General features: G+C 36.8%; 19 protein-coding genes. 16 read left to right on the top strand and 3 right to left on the bottom strand.

Translation table 11 applies throughout. The features are described from left to right. Positions 1-150 precede the first annotated feature (150 nt). From J2772_RS13355 to J2772_RS13310, 10 genes are all read left to right on the top strand, one after another. Positions 151-1,017, top strand: coding sequence for an SPFH domain-containing protein (locus tag J2772_RS13355; protein WP_209917436.1), 867 nt, complete (start codon positions 151-153; stop codon positions 1,015-1,017). Positions 1,018-1,102: 85 nt separating this feature from the next. Continuing rightward, positions 1,103-1,291, top strand: a complete 189-nt coding sequence (locus J2772_RS13350; protein ID WP_209917434.1) for an Arc family DNA binding domain-containing protein — start codon at positions 1,103-1,105, stop codon at positions 1,289-1,291. 465 nt (positions 1,292-1,756) lie between these two features. Then, complete coding sequence (locus tag J2772_RS13345; RefSeq protein ID WP_209917432.1) at positions 1,757-3,307, top strand: aldehyde dehydrogenase family protein; 1,551 nt, start codon at positions 1,757-1,759, stop codon at positions 3,305-3,307. Between the two features lie 114 nt (positions 3,308-3,421). Further along, complete coding sequence (lat, locus tag J2772_RS13340; RefSeq protein ID WP_209917430.1) at positions 3,422-4,747, top strand: L-lysine 6-transaminase; 1,326 nt, start codon at positions 3,422-3,424, stop codon at positions 4,745-4,747. A gap of 61 nt (positions 4,748-4,808) precedes the next feature. Beyond that, on the top strand, positions 4,809-5,036 hold the full coding sequence (locus tag J2772_RS13335) for a DUF2007 domain-containing protein (RefSeq protein ID WP_209917428.1): 228 nt from the start codon (positions 4,809-4,811) through the stop codon (positions 5,034-5,036). A 440-nt stretch (positions 5,037-5,476) separates the two neighbouring features. Continuing rightward, the gene (locus J2772_RS13330) at positions 5,477-5,989 is read left to right on the top strand and encodes a GNAT family N-acetyltransferase (RefSeq protein ID WP_209917426.1); all 513 of its coding nucleotides are present in this window, start codon (positions 5,477-5,479) and stop codon (positions 5,987-5,989) included. 116 nt (positions 5,990-6,105) lie between these two features. Further along, positions 6,106-6,561: a transcriptional regulator gene (locus J2772_RS13325; protein WP_045496389.1), complete on the top strand. Its 456-nt coding sequence runs from the start codon at positions 6,106-6,108 to the stop codon at positions 6,559-6,561. 1 nt (position 6,562) lies between these two features. Further along, the gene (locus J2772_RS13320) at positions 6,563-7,750 is read left to right on the top strand and encodes an efflux RND transporter periplasmic adaptor subunit (RefSeq protein WP_209917424.1); all 1,188 of its coding nucleotides are present in this window, start codon (positions 6,563-6,565) and stop codon (positions 7,748-7,750) included. Beyond that, positions 7,750-10,896: an efflux RND transporter permease subunit gene (locus tag J2772_RS13315; RefSeq protein ID WP_209917422.1), complete on the top strand. Its 3,147-nt coding sequence runs from the start codon at positions 7,750-7,752 to the stop codon at positions 10,894-10,896. Before J2772_RS13320 ends, J2772_RS13315 begins: the two co-directional genes overlap by 1 nt. A gap of 89 nt (positions 10,897-10,985) precedes the next feature. Further along, positions 10,986-12,401: an efflux transporter outer membrane subunit gene (locus J2772_RS13310; protein ID WP_209917420.1), complete on the top strand. Its 1,416-nt coding sequence runs from the start codon at positions 10,986-10,988 to the stop codon at positions 12,399-12,401. A 211-nt stretch (positions 12,402-12,612) separates the two neighbouring features. Here the strand turns inward: J2772_RS13310 and J2772_RS13305 are convergent, their stop codons facing one another. From J2772_RS13305 to J2772_RS24425, 3 genes are all read right to left on the bottom strand, one after another. Then, positions 12,613-13,500, bottom strand: coding sequence for a C1 family peptidase (locus J2772_RS13305; RefSeq protein WP_209917418.1), 888 nt, complete (start codon positions 13,498-13,500; stop codon positions 12,613-12,615). 475 nt (positions 13,501-13,975) lie between these two features. Then, positions 13,976-14,545, bottom strand: coding sequence for a disulfide bond formation protein B (locus tag J2772_RS13300; protein ID WP_209917416.1), 570 nt, complete (start codon positions 14,543-14,545; stop codon positions 13,976-13,978). A gap of 11 nt (positions 14,546-14,556) precedes the next feature. Beyond that, complete coding sequence (locus tag J2772_RS24425) at positions 14,557-14,709, bottom strand: DUF5993 family protein (RefSeq protein WP_410494429.1); 153 nt, start codon at positions 14,707-14,709, stop codon at positions 14,557-14,559. A gap of 96 nt (positions 14,710-14,805) precedes the next feature. Between J2772_RS24425 and J2772_RS13295 the strand changes: the two genes are divergently transcribed. From J2772_RS13295 to J2772_RS13270, 6 genes are all read left to right on the top strand, one after another. After that, a complete protein-coding gene (locus tag J2772_RS13295; protein WP_209917415.1) occupies positions 14,806-15,294 on the top strand; it encodes a GNAT family N-acetyltransferase in 489 nt (162 codons plus the stop codon). 2 nt (positions 15,295-15,296) lie between these two features. Then, on the top strand, positions 15,297-15,776 hold the full coding sequence (locus J2772_RS13290) for a MarR family winged helix-turn-helix transcriptional regulator (protein WP_209917413.1): 480 nt from the start codon (positions 15,297-15,299) through the stop codon (positions 15,774-15,776). A gap of 39 nt (positions 15,777-15,815) precedes the next feature. After that, complete coding sequence (locus J2772_RS13285) at positions 15,816-16,307, top strand: GNAT family N-acetyltransferase (RefSeq protein ID WP_209917410.1); 492 nt, start codon at positions 15,816-15,818, stop codon at positions 16,305-16,307. Positions 16,308-16,742: 435 nt separating this feature from the next. After that, complete coding sequence (locus J2772_RS13280) at positions 16,743-18,875, top strand: type VI secretion system Vgr family protein (protein WP_209917408.1); 2,133 nt, start codon at positions 16,743-16,745, stop codon at positions 18,873-18,875. A gap of 16 nt (positions 18,876-18,891) precedes the next feature. Further along, positions 18,892-20,490: a polymorphic toxin-type HINT domain-containing protein gene (locus J2772_RS13275; RefSeq protein ID WP_209917406.1), complete on the top strand. Its 1,599-nt coding sequence runs from the start codon at positions 18,892-18,894 to the stop codon at positions 20,488-20,490. 2 nt (positions 20,491-20,492) lie between these two features. Further along, the gene (locus J2772_RS13270) at positions 20,493-21,119 is read left to right on the top strand and encodes a hypothetical protein (protein WP_209917404.1); all 627 of its coding nucleotides are present in this window, start codon (positions 20,493-20,495) and stop codon (positions 21,117-21,119) included. The last annotated feature ends 24 nt before the right edge of the window (positions 21,120-21,143 follow it).

Raw genomic sequence — 21,143 nt, 5'->3', positions numbered from 1 at the left:
AAAAAACTACAGATACTTAAAGGAATTGAAACCCCAAACCCTGCAATTCGTATCTCGAACCCTTCAAAAAATCCAAAATTTATCATTAAAAATCCAAAATTTACTGCTAACTTTATGATATCAAAATAATATCAAATTAAAAATTCAATCATGGAGAAAACATTAAAACCTATGTCGGGTTACCTTACATTAGTGATCTGTCTGGCGCTCTTTGTTGTTGCGGCTTACTTCTTTATCAGTGGGGTGGATCAAAGTATTACGTTTGTTGCGATTGCAATGCTTTGCTTTCTGCTTGCGTGCTTTTTCTTAAAAGGGCTAATGATTATTCAGCCTAACCACTCGAGAGTTTTGAACTTCTTCGGAAAGTATGTAGGAACCGTAAAAGATAACGGATTATTCTTTATCAATCCATTATACTCATCTCAGAAAATGTCATTGCGTTCAGAAAACTTACAGGGACAAACTTTGAAGGTAAATGATAAAATGGGGAATCCTATCGAAATTGCAGTAGTAATGGTATGGAAAGTAGGAGATACTTATAAAGCTGCTTTTGATGTAGAACGTTATTCAGACTTTGTAAGAATGCAGAGTGAAGCAGCAGTACGTCATTTAGCCATGAGTTTCCCTTATGATAATCTGGAAGATGATCATGCTCCGATTACATTGAGGGAAGGTGGAGATAAAATCAATTCTATTTTGGAACAGGAACTTACAGATCGTCTTTCAAAAGCAGGAATCGTAATTCAGGAAGCCAGAATTTCGCATTTAGCGTATGCCTCAGAAATTGCAGGTGCTATGCTTCAAAGACAGCAGGCTACAGCGATTGTAGCAGCAAGGACAAAAATCGTAGAAGGAGCGGTTGGAATGGTAGACCTTGCCCTGAAAAAACTTTCAGAAGAAAATATCGTTGAACTTGATGATGAAAGAAAAGCAGCAATGGTAAGTAACTTAATGGTGGTTCTTTGTGGTGAAAAAGCGGTAACACCAGTGTTGAATGCAGGAACACTGTATAACTAGTAGTCATAACAATCAGGCATTCAGGATTTATTGAAATTATAAATCAGGAATATAACCAATGCATCTTGCATCAAAAACAAGAATAATGAAATCAGAAAAAGCTCAGAACACTTCGGAAAACAAAGGCAAGAAATCCTTTGTCTTAAGGATAGATGAGTCTACTTATAAACTCCTCGAAAAATGGGCCAATGATGAATTCCGAAGTGTAAATGGACAAATAGAGTATCTCCTGCACCAAAGCCTTATTAATTCGGGAAGAAAGAAAAAAGAGTAGTTGGTCAGCAAAAGTGGAGAAAGGAGAAGCTTGTGAAAGGCTAGTTTTAGGGAGTAAAATGGAAGATATTGAGCCTTGAGAAATGAAAAATTTTGTATTTTTTGAAGTTTTATTTATCAAAAAAACAATTAATCAACCTTAATGTTAAAAAGAAAGCAGAGAAAAATTTTCTCTGCTTTTTATTTTATACAACTCTGAAGCGAATCTGCTCCAAAGTAGAATATGACGAGCCAAATCAAGCCTTTAATGGTAAAGAAAGCAAACCCTGCCCATCCCACACGCTTGAACCACTTTTTAAACTTTGAGTTATTTTCTTGTGAATTTTCCATCGGTGATTGTCAAAAAGATTACTGTACAAAGATAAGCATGTTTATAATTAGTCCAAATAAATAACATATTAAAAAATTAAAGTTTTGAGGTTCGCATAATATTTTTATCTTTAGAGAGAACGAAAAGTAAGATTTTATGTCAAAAAAAGTAAAGGATTTCGGAATCGAAAAAACACTCAAAAACCTTGGTATTAAAGAAGAGAATAAAGGTACTTCAGTGGGCGGTAAATATTTCGCATCAGGAAAGACGATAGAAAGCGTATCTCCTGCAGACGGAAAATTAATTGCAAAAGTAAAGACTTCCGGAGAAAGTGATTATGACAAAGTAATTGAAACGGCTCAAAAGGCATTTCAGGAATTCAGGCTGATCCCGGCTCCTAAGAGAGGAGAGATCGTAAGACAGCTTGGTTTAAAGTTAAGAGAATATAAAGACGATCTTGGAAAACTGGTTTCTTACGAAATGGGTAAATCTTTGCAGGAAGGACTTGGGGAAGTACAGGAAATGATCGATATCTGCGATTTTGCAGTAGGACTTTCAAGACAGCTTCAGGGATATACAATGCACTCAGAAAGACCTGGTCACAGAATGTATGAACAATACCATCCGCTTGGGGTAGTGGGAATCATCACTGCATTCAACTTCCCGGTAGCAGTATGGTCTTGGAACACAGCATTAGCATGGATTTGTGGTAATGTTACCATCTGGAAGCCATCGGAAAAAACTCCGCTTTGTGCCATTGCCTGCCAGAATATTATGAATGAAGTTTTGAAAGAGAACAATCTTTCTGAAGGAATTTCAAGTGTATTGGTAGCAGATCACGAAATCGGACAGAAATTAGTTGATGACAAGAGAGTCGCTTTAGTATCTTTCACAGGCTCTACAAGAGTAGGAAGAATGGTTTCTTCTAAAGTAGCAGAAAGATTCGGAAAATCTATCCTTGAATTAGGAGGTAACAATGCGATTATCATTACCAAAGAAGCAGATCTTAATATGTCTATCATTGGAGCTGTTTTCGGAGCGGTAGGAACTGCTGGACAAAGATGTACATCTACAAGAAGGCTGATTATCCACGAAGACGTGTATGATGAAGTAAAAACAAGACTGGTAAAAGCTTATGGTCAATTGAAGATCGGAAACCCATTGGATGAAACAAACCATGTAGGACCACTCATTGATGTAGATGCAGTAAACCAATATCAGGAATCTATCAAGAAATGTAAAAAAGAAGGCGGAAAATTCGTTGTTGAAGGCGGTGTTTTATCCGGAAAAGACTATGAATCCGGATGCTATGTAAAACCTTGCGTTGCTGAAGTGAAAAACTCTTACGAGATTGTTCAGCACGAGACATTTGCACCTATTTTATACTTAATCAAATACAAAACATTAGAAGAAGCCATCGTTATTCAGAATGATGTTCCACAGGGACTTTCTTCTGCAATCATGACTCAAAACCTTAGAGAAGCAGAATTATTCCTTTCTCATGCAGGTTCAGATTGTGGTATTGCGAACGTAAATATTGGTACTTCTGGTGCAGAAATCGGAGGAGCTTTCGGAGGTGAAAAAGAAACCGGAGGTGGAAGAGAATCAGGATCAGATGCCTGGAAGTATTATATGAGAAGACAAACTAATACTATAAATTATACTGCACAACTTCCTTTAGCACAAGGAATTAAATTTGATTTATAAAAGCTTTACTTGAAGCAATAAAAAAACTATAAAAAACTTAATAACCTGAATGATTAAATGTTCAGTCTTTTGATTGTTTAATCATTCACTTATTAAATCACACAACAATTTATTATGGAACACACATTAGATATACAAGCAAATAAAGTTAAAGAAACAGTTGGGAAACACGTGTTGGCGGACGGTTTCGATTTCGTGATGGATATTGAAAAATCTCACGGATCATGGCTTTATGATAAACTTACAGACAGAGAATACCTGGATATGTTCTCTATGTTTGCATCAGCTTCCATCGGGTACAACCACCCGTATCTTTTAGAAAGATCAGAATGGTTGGGAAGAATGGCAGTTAACAAGCCAACATTAGCAGATGTTTATTCAGAAGAATATGCTCACTTTTTAGAAGTGTTCGAAAGAGTGGTTATTCCTGAAGAACTACAATACGCTTTCTTTATTGAAGGTGGAACTTTAGGTGTTGAAAACGCATTAAAGGCTTGCTTCGACTGGAAAACGCGCAAAAACTTTGAAAAAGGACTTGATACTGAAGCAGGAATCTGTATTCACTTTAAACAGGCTTTCCACGGAAGAAGTGGTTATACTCTAAGTTTAACAAACACTTCAGATCCTAGAAAGTATCAATATTTCCCAATGTTTAAGTGGCCAAGAATCTTGAATCCAAAATTATCATTCCCGATTACAGAGGAGAATTTGGCTGAAACAATCAAGAACGAGCAACTAGCTTTAGTTCAGATTGAAGAAGCTATTCTGATGAATCCTGATAAAGTAGCTTGTATCATCATTGAACCTATTCAGGCAGAAGGTGGTGATAACCATTTCAGAGATGAATTCTTACTAGGTTTAAGAAAAATCTGTGATGACAATGAAATCTTACTCATTTTTGACGAAGTTCAGACAGGTATTGCCATTACAGGTAAAATGTGGGCATTCCAGCACTTTACAGCTAAACCGGATATCATTTCTTTTGGTAAAAAAGCTCAGGTTTGTGGAGTATTAGCCAATAAAGAGAAATTTGATGAAGTTCCTAACAATGTTTTCAGAGAAAGTTCAAGAATCAACTCTACATTTGGAGGAAACTTTATCGACATGCTTCGTTTCCAACTGGTAATGGAAGTTATCGAAAAAGAAAACCTTGTAGAAAATGCAAGGGTAGTAGGTGATTTCTTATTGGAAAGCTTAAAAGCATTAGCTGAGAAATATCCTGCAAAAATTTCCAATGCAAGAGGTAGAGGATTAATGTGTGCCATTGATCTTCCATCCGGAGCTGACAGAAATAAGATGATGACTGAATTATTCAATGATGGATTAATCATTCTTCCATGTGGAGATCATTCTTTACGTTTCAGACCACATCTGAATGTTACCAAAGAAGAAATTCAATTGGCATTAGATAAAATTGAAAATAATATTAATAAAATTTAAAAATAAAGATTTGTAATTTTCGAAAAAACATTGTACATTTAAATACTCAAACAATTAGAATATGGAAAGAAGTACGAGAGTGTCAGTTTATGAAAGTGATAACCCTTCAGAAATTCAGTTGGTTAAGTCTAAATTGGATGACGCGCAAATTACAAACACTGTTGAAAATAACTATCTTACATTTACCACAACACCTACCGCAACATCGCTAAAGGTTATGGTGGATCTGCAGGATGAGAATAAAGCCTTCGAAATTATTGATGCTTATCTTCAACAAAATGAAAATTAATAAAACAATTTCATAATTTTAAATTTTACTACTTCGAACCGAAAATTAATTTCTAATTAGTTTTCGGTTTTTTAATTAAATCAAACATTAAATTATTAAAAAATTAAATGTTTAAAAGATGACTTGAAGAACTATTATAAAGAAGAACCAAAGTTTGGATAAACAGAAGTTTGTATTGATCTGATTTAAATTTAATGCAAAGTTCTAGGAACCTTATGTTATATTTTTAAGGAGTCAAAGACGGGATCAATGAAATTGATTCTCATTAGGCTACCCGCATAGCCATCCAGCTTCTTCAACGATGAAGTCAGTTTATTTGCTTACTTAAAATCTTAAGCTTTATAAATAAAACCTTTGCGTTAAGCAAAATTCAGCCTAAAAATAAATGGTTCTGATTTTTAGTCTTTTAATCTTTATATTTTTTAATCAAAATCAACAACATGAATCCAGAAATCAAACTAAGAAAATCGGAAATTGAAGACAGAGACATTATTTGGAGAATCATCCAGCAATCCATTGAAAGAAGAAGACAGGACGGAAGTACACAATGGCAGAATGGCTATCCCAATCTTGACACAGTAGAAAGCGATATTGCAAAAGGTTTTGGATATGTACTTACAGTAGATGGAGAAATTGCGGTTTATGCAGCTTTGATCCTTAACGATGAACCTGCATACAGTAAAATTGAAGGGGCGTGGCTCAGCAACGGAGAATTTGTAGTGGTACATCGTGTAGCTATTGATGAAAAGTTTGCAGGACAGGGAATGGTAAAAAAACTTTTCGATCACATTGAAGATTTTACCAGAGCTAATGGAATTCAGAGTGTTAAGGTAGATACAAACTATGATAATATTGCAATGCTTAAAATTCTTGAAAGTAAAGGGTACTCTTATTGTGGAGAAGTTGTTTTGGCAGATGGAGTAAGGAAAGCTTTTGAGAAGATTATAATTTAAGCAAAAAGTTAAATCAACTTTCATTGAATTTTTAAAACGCCTTATATTTATAATCTCTATCAGCTTTGTTCGTTTGGTTCTGAACTAATTTTTACATTTGTTCAAATTTTTATATTATGCACCAAAGTATAGAAATTGATGAAAAGATTTTTCAGGATGCCGTAAAATTCTACGGCACCATTTTCAACCTACCCCCATTAGCCTCAAAAATCTATTCCTACCTTCTTTTCGATTATGAGAAAGTAGGAATTACTTTTGACGAATTTGTTGAAGTGCTCTCTGCGAGCAAAAGTTCTGTTTCCACAAGTATTTCACTGCTATTGAATGCACAGCTTATCGTAGACCATAACAAAATGGATGAGCGGAAACGGTATTTTTTCATCAATGATGAATACAAGAAAATTCGATTTGAGAAAATTGTCCAGAAAATGCGGGACGAATTAAAACTATTAGATGATTTAAACAATTTTAAAAAAAGTAAAGACGATGGATACAATGAAAGAATAGAAGTTTACAAAGCACTCTTAAATAAAAACATAGAAAATATTCAGGAATCTCTTAATAAACTATAAAATGAATAATAAGCTAGTTATACTTTCGATTGCAGCGCTTTCTCTCACAGCCTGCAAAAAAGAAGCTCCGAAACAGGATGGTGCCAAGCCGTATCCTGTTGTTTCTGTGGAGTCAAAAAATATAGTAGGTTATCAGACGTTTCCGGCTACCATTCAGGGTAGGGTAAACAATGATGTACGTGCTAAAATACAGGGATATATTACCCAGTTACTGGTAGATGAAGGACAATATGTTACCAAAGGACAACCTTTGTTCCGCTTGGAAACTAATATCCTTACCGAAAACGCTGCCGCTTCCAAAGCTGGAATCGGAGCTGCTGAATCTAACATTGCCGCTGCACAGGCTTCTGTAAACGCTGCACAGGTAGAAGTGAACAAACTAAAACCACTGGTTCAGAAAAATATTATCAGTAACGTACAGCTACAGTCAGCTCAGGCTCAACTTGCACAGGCACAGGCACAGTTGGCACAGGCTCATGCTGCAAAAAGACAAGCTGAAGCCAATTATAAAGGAGTAGAAGCGAATATCGAGTATTCCATCATTCGTGCTCCTATTTCAGGGGTAATTGGAAGACTTCCGTTAAAGGTAGGAAGTTTGGTAGGACCCTCTGATCAGACACCATTAACAACGATTTCTGATACTTCTGAGATCTTTGCCTACTTTGCGATGAATGAAAAAGAATACTTCAATTTCCTTGAAAAAGCTCCCGGAGCTTCTATGCCTGAGAAAATAAAAAACTTACCAATGGTAGAGCTTCAGTTAGCCAACGGAAGCCTTTATCCTGAAAAAGGAAGAATTGAAGCTATCACAGGTCAGATTGATCCAACAACAGGAACCATTCAGTTCAGAGTTGCATTCCCCAATGCTCAAAAATTATTAAGCAATGGTAACAGTGGAACCATCAGGTTCCCTCAGCATTATGACAATGTATTGGTAGTTCCGGAAAGCGCTACTTACGAACAACAAGGAATTGTTTACGTATACAAAGTGGAAAAAGGAGATACTGCCAGAAATGTTGTTGTAAATGTTATTGACAGAATTGACAATTTAGCGCTTATCAAATCAGGAGTTAATAAAGGGGAAAAAGTTATTGCAGCCGGAATCGGAGGCCTGAAGCCGGGAACAGCAGTGAAGCCGAAACCAATCAAAATGGATAGTCTTGTTCAATCTATAAAACCGAAATTCTAATGATAAAAAACTTTATTAACAGACCGGTTTTATCTACCGTAATCTCAATTTTGATTGTGATTCTCGGTGTGCTAGGGCTGATCTCGTTACCGGTTACACAGTATCCGGATATTGCACCGCCTACAGTGAGTGTTTCCGCAAACTATACGGGAGCCAATGCTGAAACGGTGATGAAAAGTGTGGTAGTACCTTTGGAAGAGCAGATCAACGGGGTGGAAGGAATGGATTATATTACTTCCAGCGCCGGAAACGATGGTTCTGCCCAGATTCAGGTTTTCTTCAAGCAAGGAATAGACCCGGATATTGCAGCGGTAAACGTACAGAACCGTGTGGCCAGAGCAACACCACTTCTGCCGTCTGAAGTAACACGTTCAGGGGTGGTAACCCAGAAGCAGCAGACCAGCGCCCTGATGTATATGTCTTTCTACTCTGAAAATAAAGATCTTGATGACGTATATCTTCAGAACTTTTTGAATATTAATATTATTCCCAACCTAAAAAGGGTAAATGGTGTAGGTGATGCCAACGTTTTCGGAGGTAAAAATTACTCAATGAGAATCTGGCTGGATCCTGCAAAAATGGCTGCCTATGGAGTAACACCTACAGATGTTACCAATGCGATCAACGAGCAGAGTAGAGAAGCCGCAGCAGGTTCTATCGGACAAAACAGTGGAAGTTCTTTTGAATATATTATCAAATATGTAGGTAAATTTAACGATAAAGAACAGTACGATAATATCATCATCAAAGCTCTTGCAAACGGACAAAACCTGATGCTGAAAGATGTTGCAAAAGTAGAACTGGCAGGCCAGTCTTACACAGGTGTCGGGGAAAACGGAAACAATCCTTCCATCAGTATGGGGATCTTCCAGACTCCGGGATCCAACGCACAGGAGATTATTAAAAATATCAAAACTTATCTGAAATCGGCAGAAGGAACTTTTCCACAGGGAATCAAGTATACCTTTAACTTTGATACCAACGAATTCCTGGAGGCTTCTATTGAAAAGGTAGTACATACCCTGATTGAAGCCTTTATCCTGGTATTTATTGTAGTATATATTTTCCTTCAGGATTTCAGGTCTACTCTGATTCCAGCTATTGCGGTTCCGGTATCTATTGTAGGAGCGTTCTTTTTCCTGAATCTCTTCGGGTATTCATTGAACCTCTTAACCTTATTTGCATTGGTACTCGCCATCGGTATTGTGGTGGATGATGCCATTGTGGTCGTGGAGGCCGTTCATGCGAAGATGGAGCACGGTATTTCAGATGCGAAAAAAGCTACGGTAGAAGCAATGGATGAGATTACAGGGGCTATTATTTCTATTACTTTGGTAATGGCAGCAGTATTTATCCCGGTAACCTTCATTACAGGGCCTACAGGGGTATTCTACCAACAGTTTGGTATTACGCTGATTATTGCAATTATCATTTCTGCGATTAATGCATTAACGTTGAGTCCGGTTTTATGTTCATTATTCTTAAAGCCCCACGCAGAGCATCATGCAGAGTATAAGAACTTAAATCTGTTACAGAAATTTTTCTATAAGTTCAATATTGCTTTTAAAACAACTACTGAACGTTACGGAAGAGGATTTGTTTTCCTTTTAAGACATAAATGGGTAACGCTGATTATTTTTGCGATTACCGGAGGTATTTTATTCTGGGCAAGTACCAGTATGAAGAAAGGGTTTGTACCTACAGAAGATAGAGGAATTATCTTTACAGATGTTCAGCTTCCTCCGGGGGCCTCTATGGAAAGAACCTACAATGCTTTGAAAACTCTTCAGGCTAAAGCTATGAAAGTTCCGGGAGTACAAAATGTTACTATTTCTACAGGTAGAGGTTTCTTATCCGGAAACGGTAGTAACAACGGTCTTGCCTTTGTTAAACTGAAGCCATTTGAAGAAAGAAAAGCAGGTGGACAAACTTCTGAAGATATTACGAAGAAATTATTTGGAATTGTAGGAGCTGTTCCTGACGCTAAAGTAGTATTCTTCCAACCTCCAAGTGTACCAGGTTTTGGTAGTAGTGCAGGTTTTGAAATGGTATTGCTGGACAAATCAGGTGGCGACTATGCTGATTTGGATAATAAAACAAATGAATTTATCGGTAAGCTGATGCAGAGACCGGAAATTCAATTTGCACAAACGTCATTCAATACCAAATATCCTCAGTATCAGATGGAGATTAATGTTCCGTTAGCTAAACAGCTTGGGGTCTCTGTAAATGATATCTTGGCTACTATGCAAGGGTATATTGGGGGTATTTATACCGCAGACTTTACCAAGTATGGAAAGCAGTTTAGAGTTATGGTTCAGGCTCTTCCTGAGAACAGAAAGAATATTGATAATCTAAACGAACTTTATATAAGAACCGGTTCCGGTATCATGTCTCCGATTTCACAATTTGTAACATTAACAAAAGCATATGGACCGCAATCTGTAAGTCGTTATAACTTGTTTACCTCTGTGAAAGTAACGGGAGCAAACTCTGAAGGATACAGTTCCGGAGATGCCATTACTGCTGTACAGCAGGTAGCCAGTGAAACACTGAACCAAAACTATGCAGTAGAATTTACCGGGTTAACACGAGAAGAATTAAATTCAGGATCTCAGACGCTTTTGATCTTTGCGTTGAGTTTAATTTTTGTATACTTTATTCTTTCTGCACAGTATGAAAGTTATATCCTTCCGCTGGTTGTGGTAATCTCTCTTCCTTTAGGGGTAATGGGAGCTTACTTAGGACAGAAGGTAATGGGCTTGGAAAATAATATTTATTTCCAGATTGCTTTGATCATGCTGGTGGGACTGTTGGCGAAAAATGCGATCCTTATCGTAGAATTTGCTGTTCAGAGAAGGCATCATGGTGAAACTATTGTAATGTCAGCTATCAATGCAGCTAAGGCGAGGGTAAGACCCATTCTAATGACATCATTCGCCTTTATCTTCGGTTTATTACCGTTGGTGCTAGCAAGCGGAATTGGTGCGGTAGGTAACAGGTCAATTGCAACCGGTGCAGCGATAGGATTGCTGATAGGAACTATCTTAGGATTATTCGTAATTCCGGTATTGTATGTGATTTTTGAAACCATACAGGAAAAGATCAAACCTATTAAAAAAGAAGACATCAATTTAGCAGAGTAAAAATTAATTAGAGAAGCTGGAAGCTGAACATAGAAATTAGTCTGATGTTTAGCTTCTAACCTCTGATTTCTAACTTCTAATTTTAAACAATGAAGAGTTTAATAAACATCATAAAAGGAATAACTTTCTCAGCCATTATGCTGGGAGCCATCACGTCCTGTATGGCCAGAAAGGAATACGAAAGGCCGAAGAACGTTGTTGATGAAAAGCTTTTCCGTACAGATATGCTTCCTTCAGACAGCGCCAGCGTTGCCAATATCTCTTGGAAGGAAATCTTTACAGATCCGGTACTTCAAGGACATATTTCAAAGGCATTAGATAATAATCTGGACATCCGAATTGCGTTGCAAAGCATTAATTCTGCAGAAGCTTATCTGAAACAAAGTAAAGCTGCCTATGCGCCGACTCTTTCTGTAGGTCCCAATTATACTTTCCAGACACAGTCTATCAATACACAGTTTGGACAGATTATCGGAGAAAGACGATATGTCAATCAGTTTGATATTACAGCCAGCCTTGGTTGGGAAGCTGATATCTGGGGAAAAATGAGAGCACAGGAAAAGGCACAATTAGCGGCATACTTAGGAACTGTTGCAGCTCATAAGGCTGTAAAAAGCGGACTTGTTGCCTCTATTGCCTCTGCTTACTATCAATTGCTGACTTTTGATGCTCAGAAAAAGATCATCACAGAAACAATTGCAATCCGTGAAAAAAATCTGGAAACAACAAAAGCATTAAAGACTTCCGGAACCCTTACAGAGGTGGCTGTACAACAGAGTGAGGCCCTAGTTTTCAATGCAAAATCTTTATTGATTGATATTGATACCCAGATTCAACTGCTTGAAAATACCATGAGTCTTTTAATGGGTGAGTCTTCTCATACTATTGAAAGATCTACTCTGGAAGGGCAAAACCTTCCCATCGACTTGAAATTGGGATATCCTGCTCAATTATTGGCTAACCGCCCGGATGTTATGAGAGCAGAATACAGCTTAATGAATGCATTTGAGTTGACTAATGCTGCAAAAGCTCAGTTTTATCCAACATTAAAGCTTACAGGAACCGGAGGACTTCAGTCTGTAGATATCGATCACCTGTTCAATGTAAACTCATTGTTTGCGAATGTGGTAGCAGGATTAGCTCAGCCTATTTTGAACAAAAGAACTATCAGAACGAACTATGATGTAAGTCTTGCCAATCAGGAAACGGCTTATCTGAACTTCAGAAAAACAGTGCTTACTGCCGGAAAAGAAGTTTCTGATGCCATCAGAGTGTTCTCTGTTCAGGATTCATTTATTGAGTTAAAGGAAAAAGAACTGAATGCCTACAAAAACTCTGTAGAATATTCTCAGGAATTGGTAAACTATGGGATGGCCAATTATCTTGAAGTTCTGAATGCCAGTGTTAATTCATTGAATGCGGAACTTAATATTTCTAATGCGAGATATAACAAAATGAAGGCTGCCGTTGAGCTGTATCAGGCTTTGGGCGGAGGCTGGAAATAAACGGTATTTTGTACAAATTATAAAACGTGTGCCAGGAATGGCGCACGTTTTTTATTTACAAAGACCTAAAGTTATAATAGAGAATTTAGGGGAAAACACAATAACTATATATGAATCTAATTAATAAAAAAGTGGTGTATTCGGATTTAAAAGACAAAAAAATGGCCGGAATTTATTCCAGCCACGATTTTAATTTTTTATAGTTTCTTTTTTATTGAACATACGCTACATAAGATTCATTAATAGCACCCTTTGTAGTCTTTGCAAAGAATGCATAATCTATCCAGAAAAATCCATTGTCACCCCATGTTTTACCCCAGGAATTTTGTACCTTAAAGGCTTGTTTAGCATCGTCATAACCCACCACACAAATGGCATGTCCTCCTCTTACAGTCCCGGAATGGCTTTTCCATATCCACTTGTTTGCAGAGCTTAAACTATCAAAACTCCCATCTACCGTAACTGCAATGACTATGGGTAAATTCATACTTAAGAGTGTCTTTACATTATTGATATTTGTTTTGTCTACAGTGGCCCAAGTTGTAAATTTATGTGTACTTGCAGCACTTTTTTGAGTAGCATTTGGCTGTGTAGAGCACTCTGCATCTGTATATGGCATTTCATTCCAGCTGCAAACTCCTTGGTTTTTTATTAAATCTAATCCACGGGATACATAAGTTCCATTAGGACAGCCGCTTATTTTTATTTGATTATATACATATTCCGGGCTTCTTGGATTAGTAACCCCTTTAAAATTATATTCCAGAATACTGGAAGCAGCATAAGCGGTAGCAAAAGCAACACATGAACCTTCCTGTCCTTGATTTACTATTTGAGGTGTGTTTGGAATAATATAGCTTGATGGAATAGAAGCTGTTACTGCTTTGGCTGATTTACCTTTAAATTTCAATGTTAAGGCTTCTATATCAGCTTTAGCATACGAATTATAAGTGCCTTCATCCACCAGCACGGCTCCTAATGAATGCTTTGCTTGGTTTTCCTGGTTAGGCTGTTGAGGATTTTGTTCCTCCTCATTTCTGTTACATGAAGAAAGAGATAGCATTCCGAATGCGATAGCGAATAGTTTTAGATTTTTCATAAATATGTTGTTTTAAATTAGTTATGTAAAAATATAAATTATTCACATATAATATAAATAAATTTTACGAATATGATGTTGTTTTAACTTTTTTATTGAATTTTTAATCTAAAATGACCTGTTTTTATTTGTCATTATTAATTTTATTCATTTTTTTATAAATTTTAATATAAAAATTACAAAATGACGGATTTATTGTACGTTATAAAGAGCTAAGCTCAAAGGCAAAAGAGCTATAAAGAGTCTTACTATAAGTGATCTCGGATCTTTTGATTGCTCTTGTCAGCGTAGCGTTGCTAATACTTCCATAGCCTTTTTTTCTTGAGTTAGTATTTCTAATACAAGATATAACAAAATGAAGGCTGCTGTTGAGCTGTATCAGGCTTTAGGTGGAGGCTGGAAATAATTTATAAATCCTTTGAAAAAATAAGAGTTGCAGTTTTCCTGCAACTCTTATTTTTTGTTCATATCCCGATTACCACCATTCTCCATTAAAGATCATGTAGGAATCCGGATCATCCGGGCAAAAGCCAATACCACATTCAAAAAAAGTAGCCAGGCCGTTCGTTAAGGCCAATAAAAAACAGAGTACAAAAGCCCAATTAGCTAATACCTTGAAACCAGGACTAAGTTGATGATTTTCTTTTTTTTCAAATTGACCTGAATATAGAAGCAAAAGAGCAATAGCCAGTATGCCGGAGAGAAAGGCAATAAGGGCCCAGCTATAAAGATGCATTCCGAATGCAGGAGTTCCAAAACCATGGTCAGTGGGGCTTGGGCATATATGGAGTAATATTTGTCGATAAGAAATTCCAGCTCCCAGCAATGCACTCAGGATAGACAATCCATAGTGTGCTGAACTAAATCCAAATCTCAGGTTTAAAAAGAGCCCAAACATAAGCCCGAAGAAACATACCCGTTGTAATAAACATAAGGGACATGGATATTCGTGCATTACAAATTGAAAATAATAAGCACCTGATAAAATAGCGGAAACGATTATTATTCCCAAGAAATTAATATAGGCAATATTTTGATTATTCATAATAGTGTTTTTTAAAATTGAAGATTCAGTTCATTGGTTATATGATACTTTGCTACTACAATAACAAGTAAAATACTTACTGCGAATAAAATTATTGCCGGTTTTCTGCGGTTTTTCCACCCTAACCAGAATGCTAGTGCGAATGTTAAAAAAGGTAATGTCATCATAATGTGAATTTTTATTAGTTAAATATAAGAGAAAAAATTAATTTGTATATATGTATTTAACTACGTAGTTTTATACTTTAAAATAAATACATTATGAAATTACAGATTCAACCCATAGGAAATGCTTATTCGGAGCAGCTTATTGATTTGATTTTAACCATTCAGCAAAAAGAGTTTAATATCCCTATTACTGCAGAAGCTCAGCCTGATCTGAAACAGATTGAAAGTTTTTATTACGAAGGCGGCGGGAATTTTTTGGGAGCTTTTATAAATGGAGAACTGGTGGGTTCTATTGCTTTAGTAAAGTTTGGTGAAACGACAGGCGCGCTTAGAAAAATGTTCGTGAAAAAAGAATTCAGAGGCAGAGAACTGAATATTGCTCAAATCTTGTTGGAAATTTTAATTGCTTTCTGTCGTGAAAATGGTGTTTATGACTTATATTTGGGAACAATAACAGTATTGGAAGCCGCTCAGCGTTTTTATGAAAGGAACGATTTTACAAAAATCGAAAAAGAAACCCTTCCGGAACGTTTTCCATTAATGAGTGCTGATGATATTTTTTATCACTTACATATTGACTGAACATGAATGTAATCAACGAAGCAGGAATCCTTGCCATATCTTCAAGAATGCACCGCCTCAGTGAACAGTTGAGAAAGGATGGTGCCCTGATCTATAAAGCTTTTGGAATTGATTTTGAACTTAAATGGTTTCCCGTAATCTATACCATTTATCAAAAAGAATTAGCGAGTGTTGTAGAAATCGCCAATGAAATAGGATACACCCATCCATCTACCATAACGCTGCTTAAGGAACTGGAAAAACAGGAACTCATAGCATGGAAGAAAGACAAACAGGATGAACGTAAAAGATTGTTTATGCTGACTTTTAAAGGAGAAGAGCTTATTGAAAAAATGAAACCGGTTTGGGAACTGATGTCCCAAATATTGGGAGACATTTCTGATAATCAGAATAACTTGTTGGCAGCGATTAATGAAGCGGAAGAGAAGATTACCAATCAGTCTTTTTATCAAAGAGCCTTGCAGCTTAAAAATTCAAAGTAAATTCTTTATTATGTTAAAACAAAACTATTTAGAATGACAATGATTAGAAAAGCAGTTCATGAGGATGTACTTCAGGCCGCTCAGGTACTTGAAGAAGTAAAAACACACATGTTGAATGAGAGAATTGACCAATGGGACGAGGAATATCCCAATGTAAAGGTTCTTACAGAGGATACTGAAAAAGGAGATGGGTTTGTGTATGAAGAGGAAGGAAAAGTGCTGGCTTATATGGCACTTAATGAATTGTGTGATGAAGAATACAATGATCTGAATTGGAAAACACCTACACCTTTTATTGTGATTCACCGTTTATATGTAAAACCTGCAGCACAGGGAAAAGGAATATCAAGTAAGATGATTCGTTATGCAGAAGAGTTTGCACTTCAAAACCAATATCAATCTATACGTTTTGATGCTTTTTCTTTAAATGATACAGCTAATATTGTTTATACTAAAAAAGGATATGAGCTGGTAGGAACAGTCCGTTTTCGTAAAGGAATATTTAATTGCTATGAAAAAGGTGTGAAATAAAAAATAGATCATACTACTCATGAATTAATACCCATGTTGCTGATTATCTGATTGTAACATGGGTGTTTTGTTTGGTGAAGTTATGAAAAGCTGTAATAGAAAGGCTTTTTGAAATTCTTTGTCGTAGTTCTACTACAATTTTCCAAATAATAGGTAATTCATTTTGACGTGAATATTTAAGGTTATATATTGCATTACCAAAATCACCGAGAAAACTTATGAAAAAATATAACAATCAATCCTGTAAAAAAGTACTGCCAGGTACTTAAATGTGGAATAAATTTTCTGAAAATTCCAACTGCACCCATCTCAGATCAATCATAGAAAAGCTTGTTCAAGAGGCCGTTACAAGCTACGGATTGGTTCTTTGAGCTAAAGGGTCTCGCCTGCAAAGGTTGAATATCCAATTAAGTCATACACCAAAAAATTGATGTCATGTTTCAGGAACAGAATAATCTTCCCAAACCGGAAATAGATTCAGACAAGACAGGTTTTGTAAACAAAATCCAGGAAAATAAAAAAATCAAAGAAGTAAAGAAAGTTGCTTCTAAAGTGAATAACGCAGTTAATGTGGTGAATACAGGAAAACAATTCCTGAATCAGCCTTTGATACCGAATGAACCTGCCATTATTAAAGAAAAACTCTGGGCAAAACAGCCTACTTCCAGAATATTTAATGCAGACAGTATTCCGGAGAGTGCCATAGCAGGAATTAACCGCGTGGTAAAACTTGATATTCATGTGGAAGGCAAGCCGATAAAATATTTCAAACACTTTAAACTCACCCAAAGCACGACCAAACATCATGAGTTTGATCTTATTCTGGCCCATGATACTCTAGGAAGTGCGGAAAATCATAATCTTGAAGAAGCTCAGAATTTCCTTGGAAAAAGGATTACGGTTGTTTTTAAGTATAAAGATGTGGAAGGTGGTGCGGAACGAAATTTTGTCGGAGTCATCACAGAAGTCGGATTCTGTCAGGAAAAAGGAAGTCTGGGGAATCTTGTATTATCAGGATTCAGCCCAACCATCCTGTTAGATGCAGCCCCTCATATTCAAAGTTTTGGAGGAGCTCAGCCTATGAGTTTAAACAGTATTGCTAATGAAGTCATCAAAGAAGGGCTTGGGCAAGGAAAATATGATTTCAGAGTAGACGCCCGTCAGGGAAATGTATCTTACAGTTGTCAATACGAAGAAACCCATTATAATTATCTGGCGAGAATAGCAGAAGCTTATGGGGAGCAATTCTTTTATGATGGGGAAGTACTGCATTTCGGACAGCTGCCTCCACAGGAAAAACCTGTGATGCTCACCTACGGCAGTAATCTTACTGACGTTAAAATCAAAATGAAAGCTCAGCATGTTAATCCATCATTTTATGGATATAACAGCAGCAAAAATGAGAAATTTAAAGGCGGAAGCTCAAAAATTACCCATACCTCAGATATTGCCAAGCGTGCCTATGAAATCTCAGAAAAGACTTTTCAGACGCCGTCTTTACGCGTTGCACCCATTAAGGCTGCTTCCTTCATGGATATTGATGCCTCACAGAAAGGAGCTGCGGGAAGCAAGGCTTCGGAAGTCTTTGTGACCTCCGGAAATACAACAGTACCGTTCCTTTATCCAGGCTGTATTGCAGATATAGAAATGCGTAAAACAGATACTAATAATACAGGGTATTTTACCAAACTCATGCTGATAGAAGTAACCCATCAAGTGGATGCACGAGGGTATTACGACGGATCTTTCCAGGCCATAGCTTCTGATACCGGATTTATTCCAAGACCGGAATTTACAGTTCCCGTGGCAGAGCCACAGTTTGGTAAGATCATTTCTAACACAGATCCTGAAAATCAAGGCCGCGTACAGGTTCAGCTCGACTGGCAAAGCGGTCAGGATACTACCGAATTTATCCGTGTGATGTCACCGGATGCAGGAAGCAGTGAAAAAGTAGGTAAGAATCGTGGCTTTATGTCTATTCCCGAAGTGGGAGATCAGGTGATTGTCAACTTTGTACATCTTCATCCGGACCGTCCTTTTGTCATGGGCGGAATGTATCATGGCGGAATTGGAGCTGGTGGTGGTACCGGAAATAATATCATGAGTTTCAGCGGCAGAAGTGGTGCAGAATTGAAATATGATAATGGAGCCGGATCTATGAATCTTAAAGATCAGGGTGGGGCCAATATGAATTTTGACGGAACCGGAAATGCAACTACCAACGCCAATAGCAATCATACCGTAAATGCAGGAAGCACCAATGTGATCAACGTTGGCGGTAAGAAAGATGCTCCACCGCAATCCTTATTAAAAATGGATGCCGGTGGAAATATCACTCTTGACGGAAAAACAAGCATTACGCTACAGGTAGGAGATAATTCTATTACCATATCTGAAGCAGGAATTATGGCATCAGCAGGAAAAGGAATGATTGATATCACCGCACTTACAGGAGCATTAGGATTATCAAGTAAAGGTGGCCCTATGGATATTAGCACAGATTCACCACTTACAATTACCGGAGGGCCAAGCGCTGTGATGTCTTCCGGAGATACCAATATTATGTAATTCTAAAACAGAAATCATGGATGAGTTAGAATACATAACCCTCAATGCCCTGATGATGTGTGATCAGGGAGCTGCCCCGGATTTCTTTAAACCTACGTTCAATACAAAGGTGAAGATCCATGGTTGTCTTGTGGCTACCAATCAAGATGCTGCTCCTCTGATTAATATTCCTTCCTTTAAGGTATGCAAAGTCAGTGGTGGTCCTTGTGCACCAGCCACCGTTCCCATGACCTGGCAGGATACCTGGCAGGTAAAAATTAACGGAATCAGATCTTTGATAGGAAAAAGTACCTGTCGATGTCCTGTGGGTGGAAAGATAGAATTTATGACCAGCGGACAGGTCCCTCTTCCGGACGATGCCGCTCAGGAAGTAAAAGATATGCAGGATCAGGCACAACGCGAACTTGATGACAGCGGACATGGAGACAGTGTAGGAGAAGCGGGCTTTGTAGAAGGGATGATCCCCGTTTGGGGAAGCGGCCGTGATCTTATTAATGATATACAAACCGGAGATGTTGGCGGCAGCCTTATGAATGCCGGATTTTTAATCTGGGATGTAGCCTCCATTGCGGTAGGAGTGGTTTCTTTTGGAACCGGAACCGTAGCCATGCAGGGTGCAAAAGCAGGGTTGAAAGGTGCCATAAAAGCTGGCGCAAAAGCTATTTCTAAAGAAGCTCTTCAGCAGATGGGAAAAGCTGCGTTGAAAAAACTGAGCAAGGAAGCCTTAAAGAAAAGTGTAGACGATGTCGCTAAAAAGCTTCTTAAAACCTGTGTTTTTGCCTGTTTTCCAGCCGGAACACCCGTGCATACCGAATACGGAATTAAAAATATTGAAGATATCCGAATCGGAGATCAGGTATGGGCTTATGATGAAGATACAGATACTGTAGCCCTTCAGCCCGTGATTGATCTCATCGTCAATGAAAGTGACCATACGATCAGTATTTATACAGAAGCTGAAGTAATTGAAACAACAGCAATACATCCTTTTTATACTGAGGAAGGCTGGAAAGATGCTTCAGAATTAGAAATTGGTGAAAAGATTTTAACCAAAAACGATACTAAAGTTACTATTGAAAGAACTGAATATAGCTATGAACCTAAAAAAGTTTATAACTTTACGGTAGCTCATTTTCATACCTATTTTGTTGGCCTGTTAGCTTTACTGGTGCATAACTCTGGTAGATGCTTGTCTCAAATGATTTTGGAATCTCAGAAATGGTTTCAGAATATTATGAGGGGAAATAGTTTCAATAATGTAATGAATGCTTTTACAGAAGAATTGGCAACAAATGCAGGTAAAATATTTAGATCAGAACTATTTGTTTCTCTAAAAAATGGGAAGAAAGGCTTCGTTGATAGTTACATTAAAGGTATAGGTATTATTGAACGAAAGGCTACTGACTTAAGTAAAGTAGCTGCGTCAACTGCAAAAAACTATATTAATGATGCAGCAAAATATGCAGGTTCAAAATCAGACGAATTTGGAAAGCTAGGAGAAAAAATTTATCTTCAAGTTGAAAATATGAATGGGGTTTCAAAAGAAGTTTTGGATTATGCAAAAAAAAAGGGGGTAACAATTATAGATGATATATCACAGATTAAAGGATTATAAATATGATTACTTATAAATTTTTACAATATAATAATTTGTTAAATGAGATAATGTCCGAACAAGATACTTTGGATAATATTAATGATTTAATAATAGAAAAAAAATCATCGAAAGAAGAAAAAGAAGCAGCAAGAAATGTTGAGAGTTGGGCGAAATATGCTTTTGAAAATAATAAAGAATATCATATTATGATCTTTAATGATGAAAAACCATTGGCCTATATTAATAATAACTATAATGATATTACAGTTGAGTTGTTAACTTATAATGGAGGTAATTTATTTAATTATTTATCATTAGTATATGATAAGTTTAATATGGAAATATCATTTAAAGAAGATAGAGATGAACCTTTTCCCAATAATGATCTTTTTTTGAGTCAAGTTAATAGTGTCTATGAAGATGATTTAGTTAATGTGCAGAATGAATTAGTTTTTAAATTAAATGGTAACACAAATATTTTTGAAACTACTTTTGATAAGAAAACTAATAAAAGTAAAACAGAAGCAAAAAAAACAAAAGTAAATGTTTCCCACAATTTTATTAGAAGACCACAAAACTACAAAGATTATGAATATTTGTTGGATTACAAAAATATACTAATGCCTGAATTTCTTGATCTTAAATAAAGTAACATCTGCATTTGGAAATGA

Source organism: Chryseobacterium jejuense (assembly GCF_017877355.1).
Classification (GTDB): Bacteria; Bacteroidota; Bacteroidia; order Flavobacteriales; family Weeksellaceae; genus Chryseobacterium; species Chryseobacterium jejuense_A.
Note: the sequence above shows the minus strand (reverse complement) of the source record. Positions and strands in the feature narration are given on the sequence as shown.

What these genes read in the sequence shown, in the direction of transcription:
- J2772_RS13305 (WP_209917418.1), bottom strand. Translation starts at nt 13,500, where the DNA reads ATGAAAAATCTAAAACTATTCGCTATCGCATTCGGAATGCTATCTCTT.
- J2772_RS13330 (WP_209917426.1), top strand. Translation starts at nt 5,477, where the DNA reads ATGAATCCAGAAATCAAACTAAGAAAATCGGAAATTGAAGACAGAGAC.
- J2772_RS13300 (WP_209917416.1), bottom strand. Translation starts at nt 14,545, where the DNA reads ATGAATAATCAAAATATTGCCTATATTAATTTCTTGGGAATAATAATC.
- J2772_RS13280 (WP_209917408.1), top strand. Translation starts at nt 16,743, where the DNA reads ATGTTTCAGGAACAGAATAATCTTCCCAAACCGGAAATAGATTCAGAC.
- J2772_RS13345 (WP_209917432.1), top strand. Translation starts at nt 1,757, where the DNA reads ATGTCAAAAAAAGTAAAGGATTTCGGAATCGAAAAAACACTCAAAAAC.
- J2772_RS13290 (WP_209917413.1), top strand. Translation starts at nt 15,297, where the DNA reads ATGAATGTAATCAACGAAGCAGGAATCCTTGCCATATCTTCAAGAATG.
- J2772_RS13325 (WP_045496389.1), top strand. Translation starts at nt 6,106, where the DNA reads ATGCACCAAAGTATAGAAATTGATGAAAAGATTTTTCAGGATGCCGTA.
- J2772_RS13270 (WP_209917404.1), top strand. Translation starts at nt 20,493, where the DNA reads ATGATTACTTATAAATTTTTACAATATAATAATTTGTTAAATGAGATA.
- J2772_RS13285 (WP_209917410.1), top strand. Translation starts at nt 15,816, where the DNA reads ATGATTAGAAAAGCAGTTCATGAGGATGTACTTCAGGCCGCTCAGGTA.
- J2772_RS13275 (WP_209917406.1), top strand. Translation starts at nt 18,892, where the DNA reads ATGGATGAGTTAGAATACATAACCCTCAATGCCCTGATGATGTGTGAT.
- lat (WP_209917430.1), top strand. Translation starts at nt 3,422, where the DNA reads ATGGAACACACATTAGATATACAAGCAAATAAAGTTAAAGAAACAGTT.
- J2772_RS13315 (WP_209917422.1), top strand. Translation starts at nt 7,750, where the DNA reads ATGATAAAAAACTTTATTAACAGACCGGTTTTATCTACCGTAATCTCA.
- J2772_RS13310 (WP_209917420.1), top strand. Translation starts at nt 10,986, where the DNA reads ATGAAGAGTTTAATAAACATCATAAAAGGAATAACTTTCTCAGCCATT.
- J2772_RS13350 (WP_209917434.1), top strand. Translation starts at nt 1,103, where the DNA reads ATGAAATCAGAAAAAGCTCAGAACACTTCGGAAAACAAAGGCAAGAAA.
- J2772_RS24425 (WP_410494429.1), bottom strand. Translation starts at nt 14,709, where the DNA reads ATGACATTACCTTTTTTAACATTCGCACTAGCATTCTGGTTAGGGTGG.
- J2772_RS13355 (WP_209917436.1), top strand. Translation starts at nt 151, where the DNA reads ATGGAGAAAACATTAAAACCTATGTCGGGTTACCTTACATTAGTGATC.
- J2772_RS13320 (WP_209917424.1), top strand. Translation starts at nt 6,563, where the DNA reads ATGAATAATAAGCTAGTTATACTTTCGATTGCAGCGCTTTCTCTCACA.
- J2772_RS13335 (WP_209917428.1), top strand. Translation starts at nt 4,809, where the DNA reads ATGGAAAGAAGTACGAGAGTGTCAGTTTATGAAAGTGATAACCCTTCA.
- J2772_RS13295 (WP_209917415.1), top strand. Translation starts at nt 14,806, where the DNA reads ATGAAATTACAGATTCAACCCATAGGAAATGCTTATTCGGAGCAGCTT.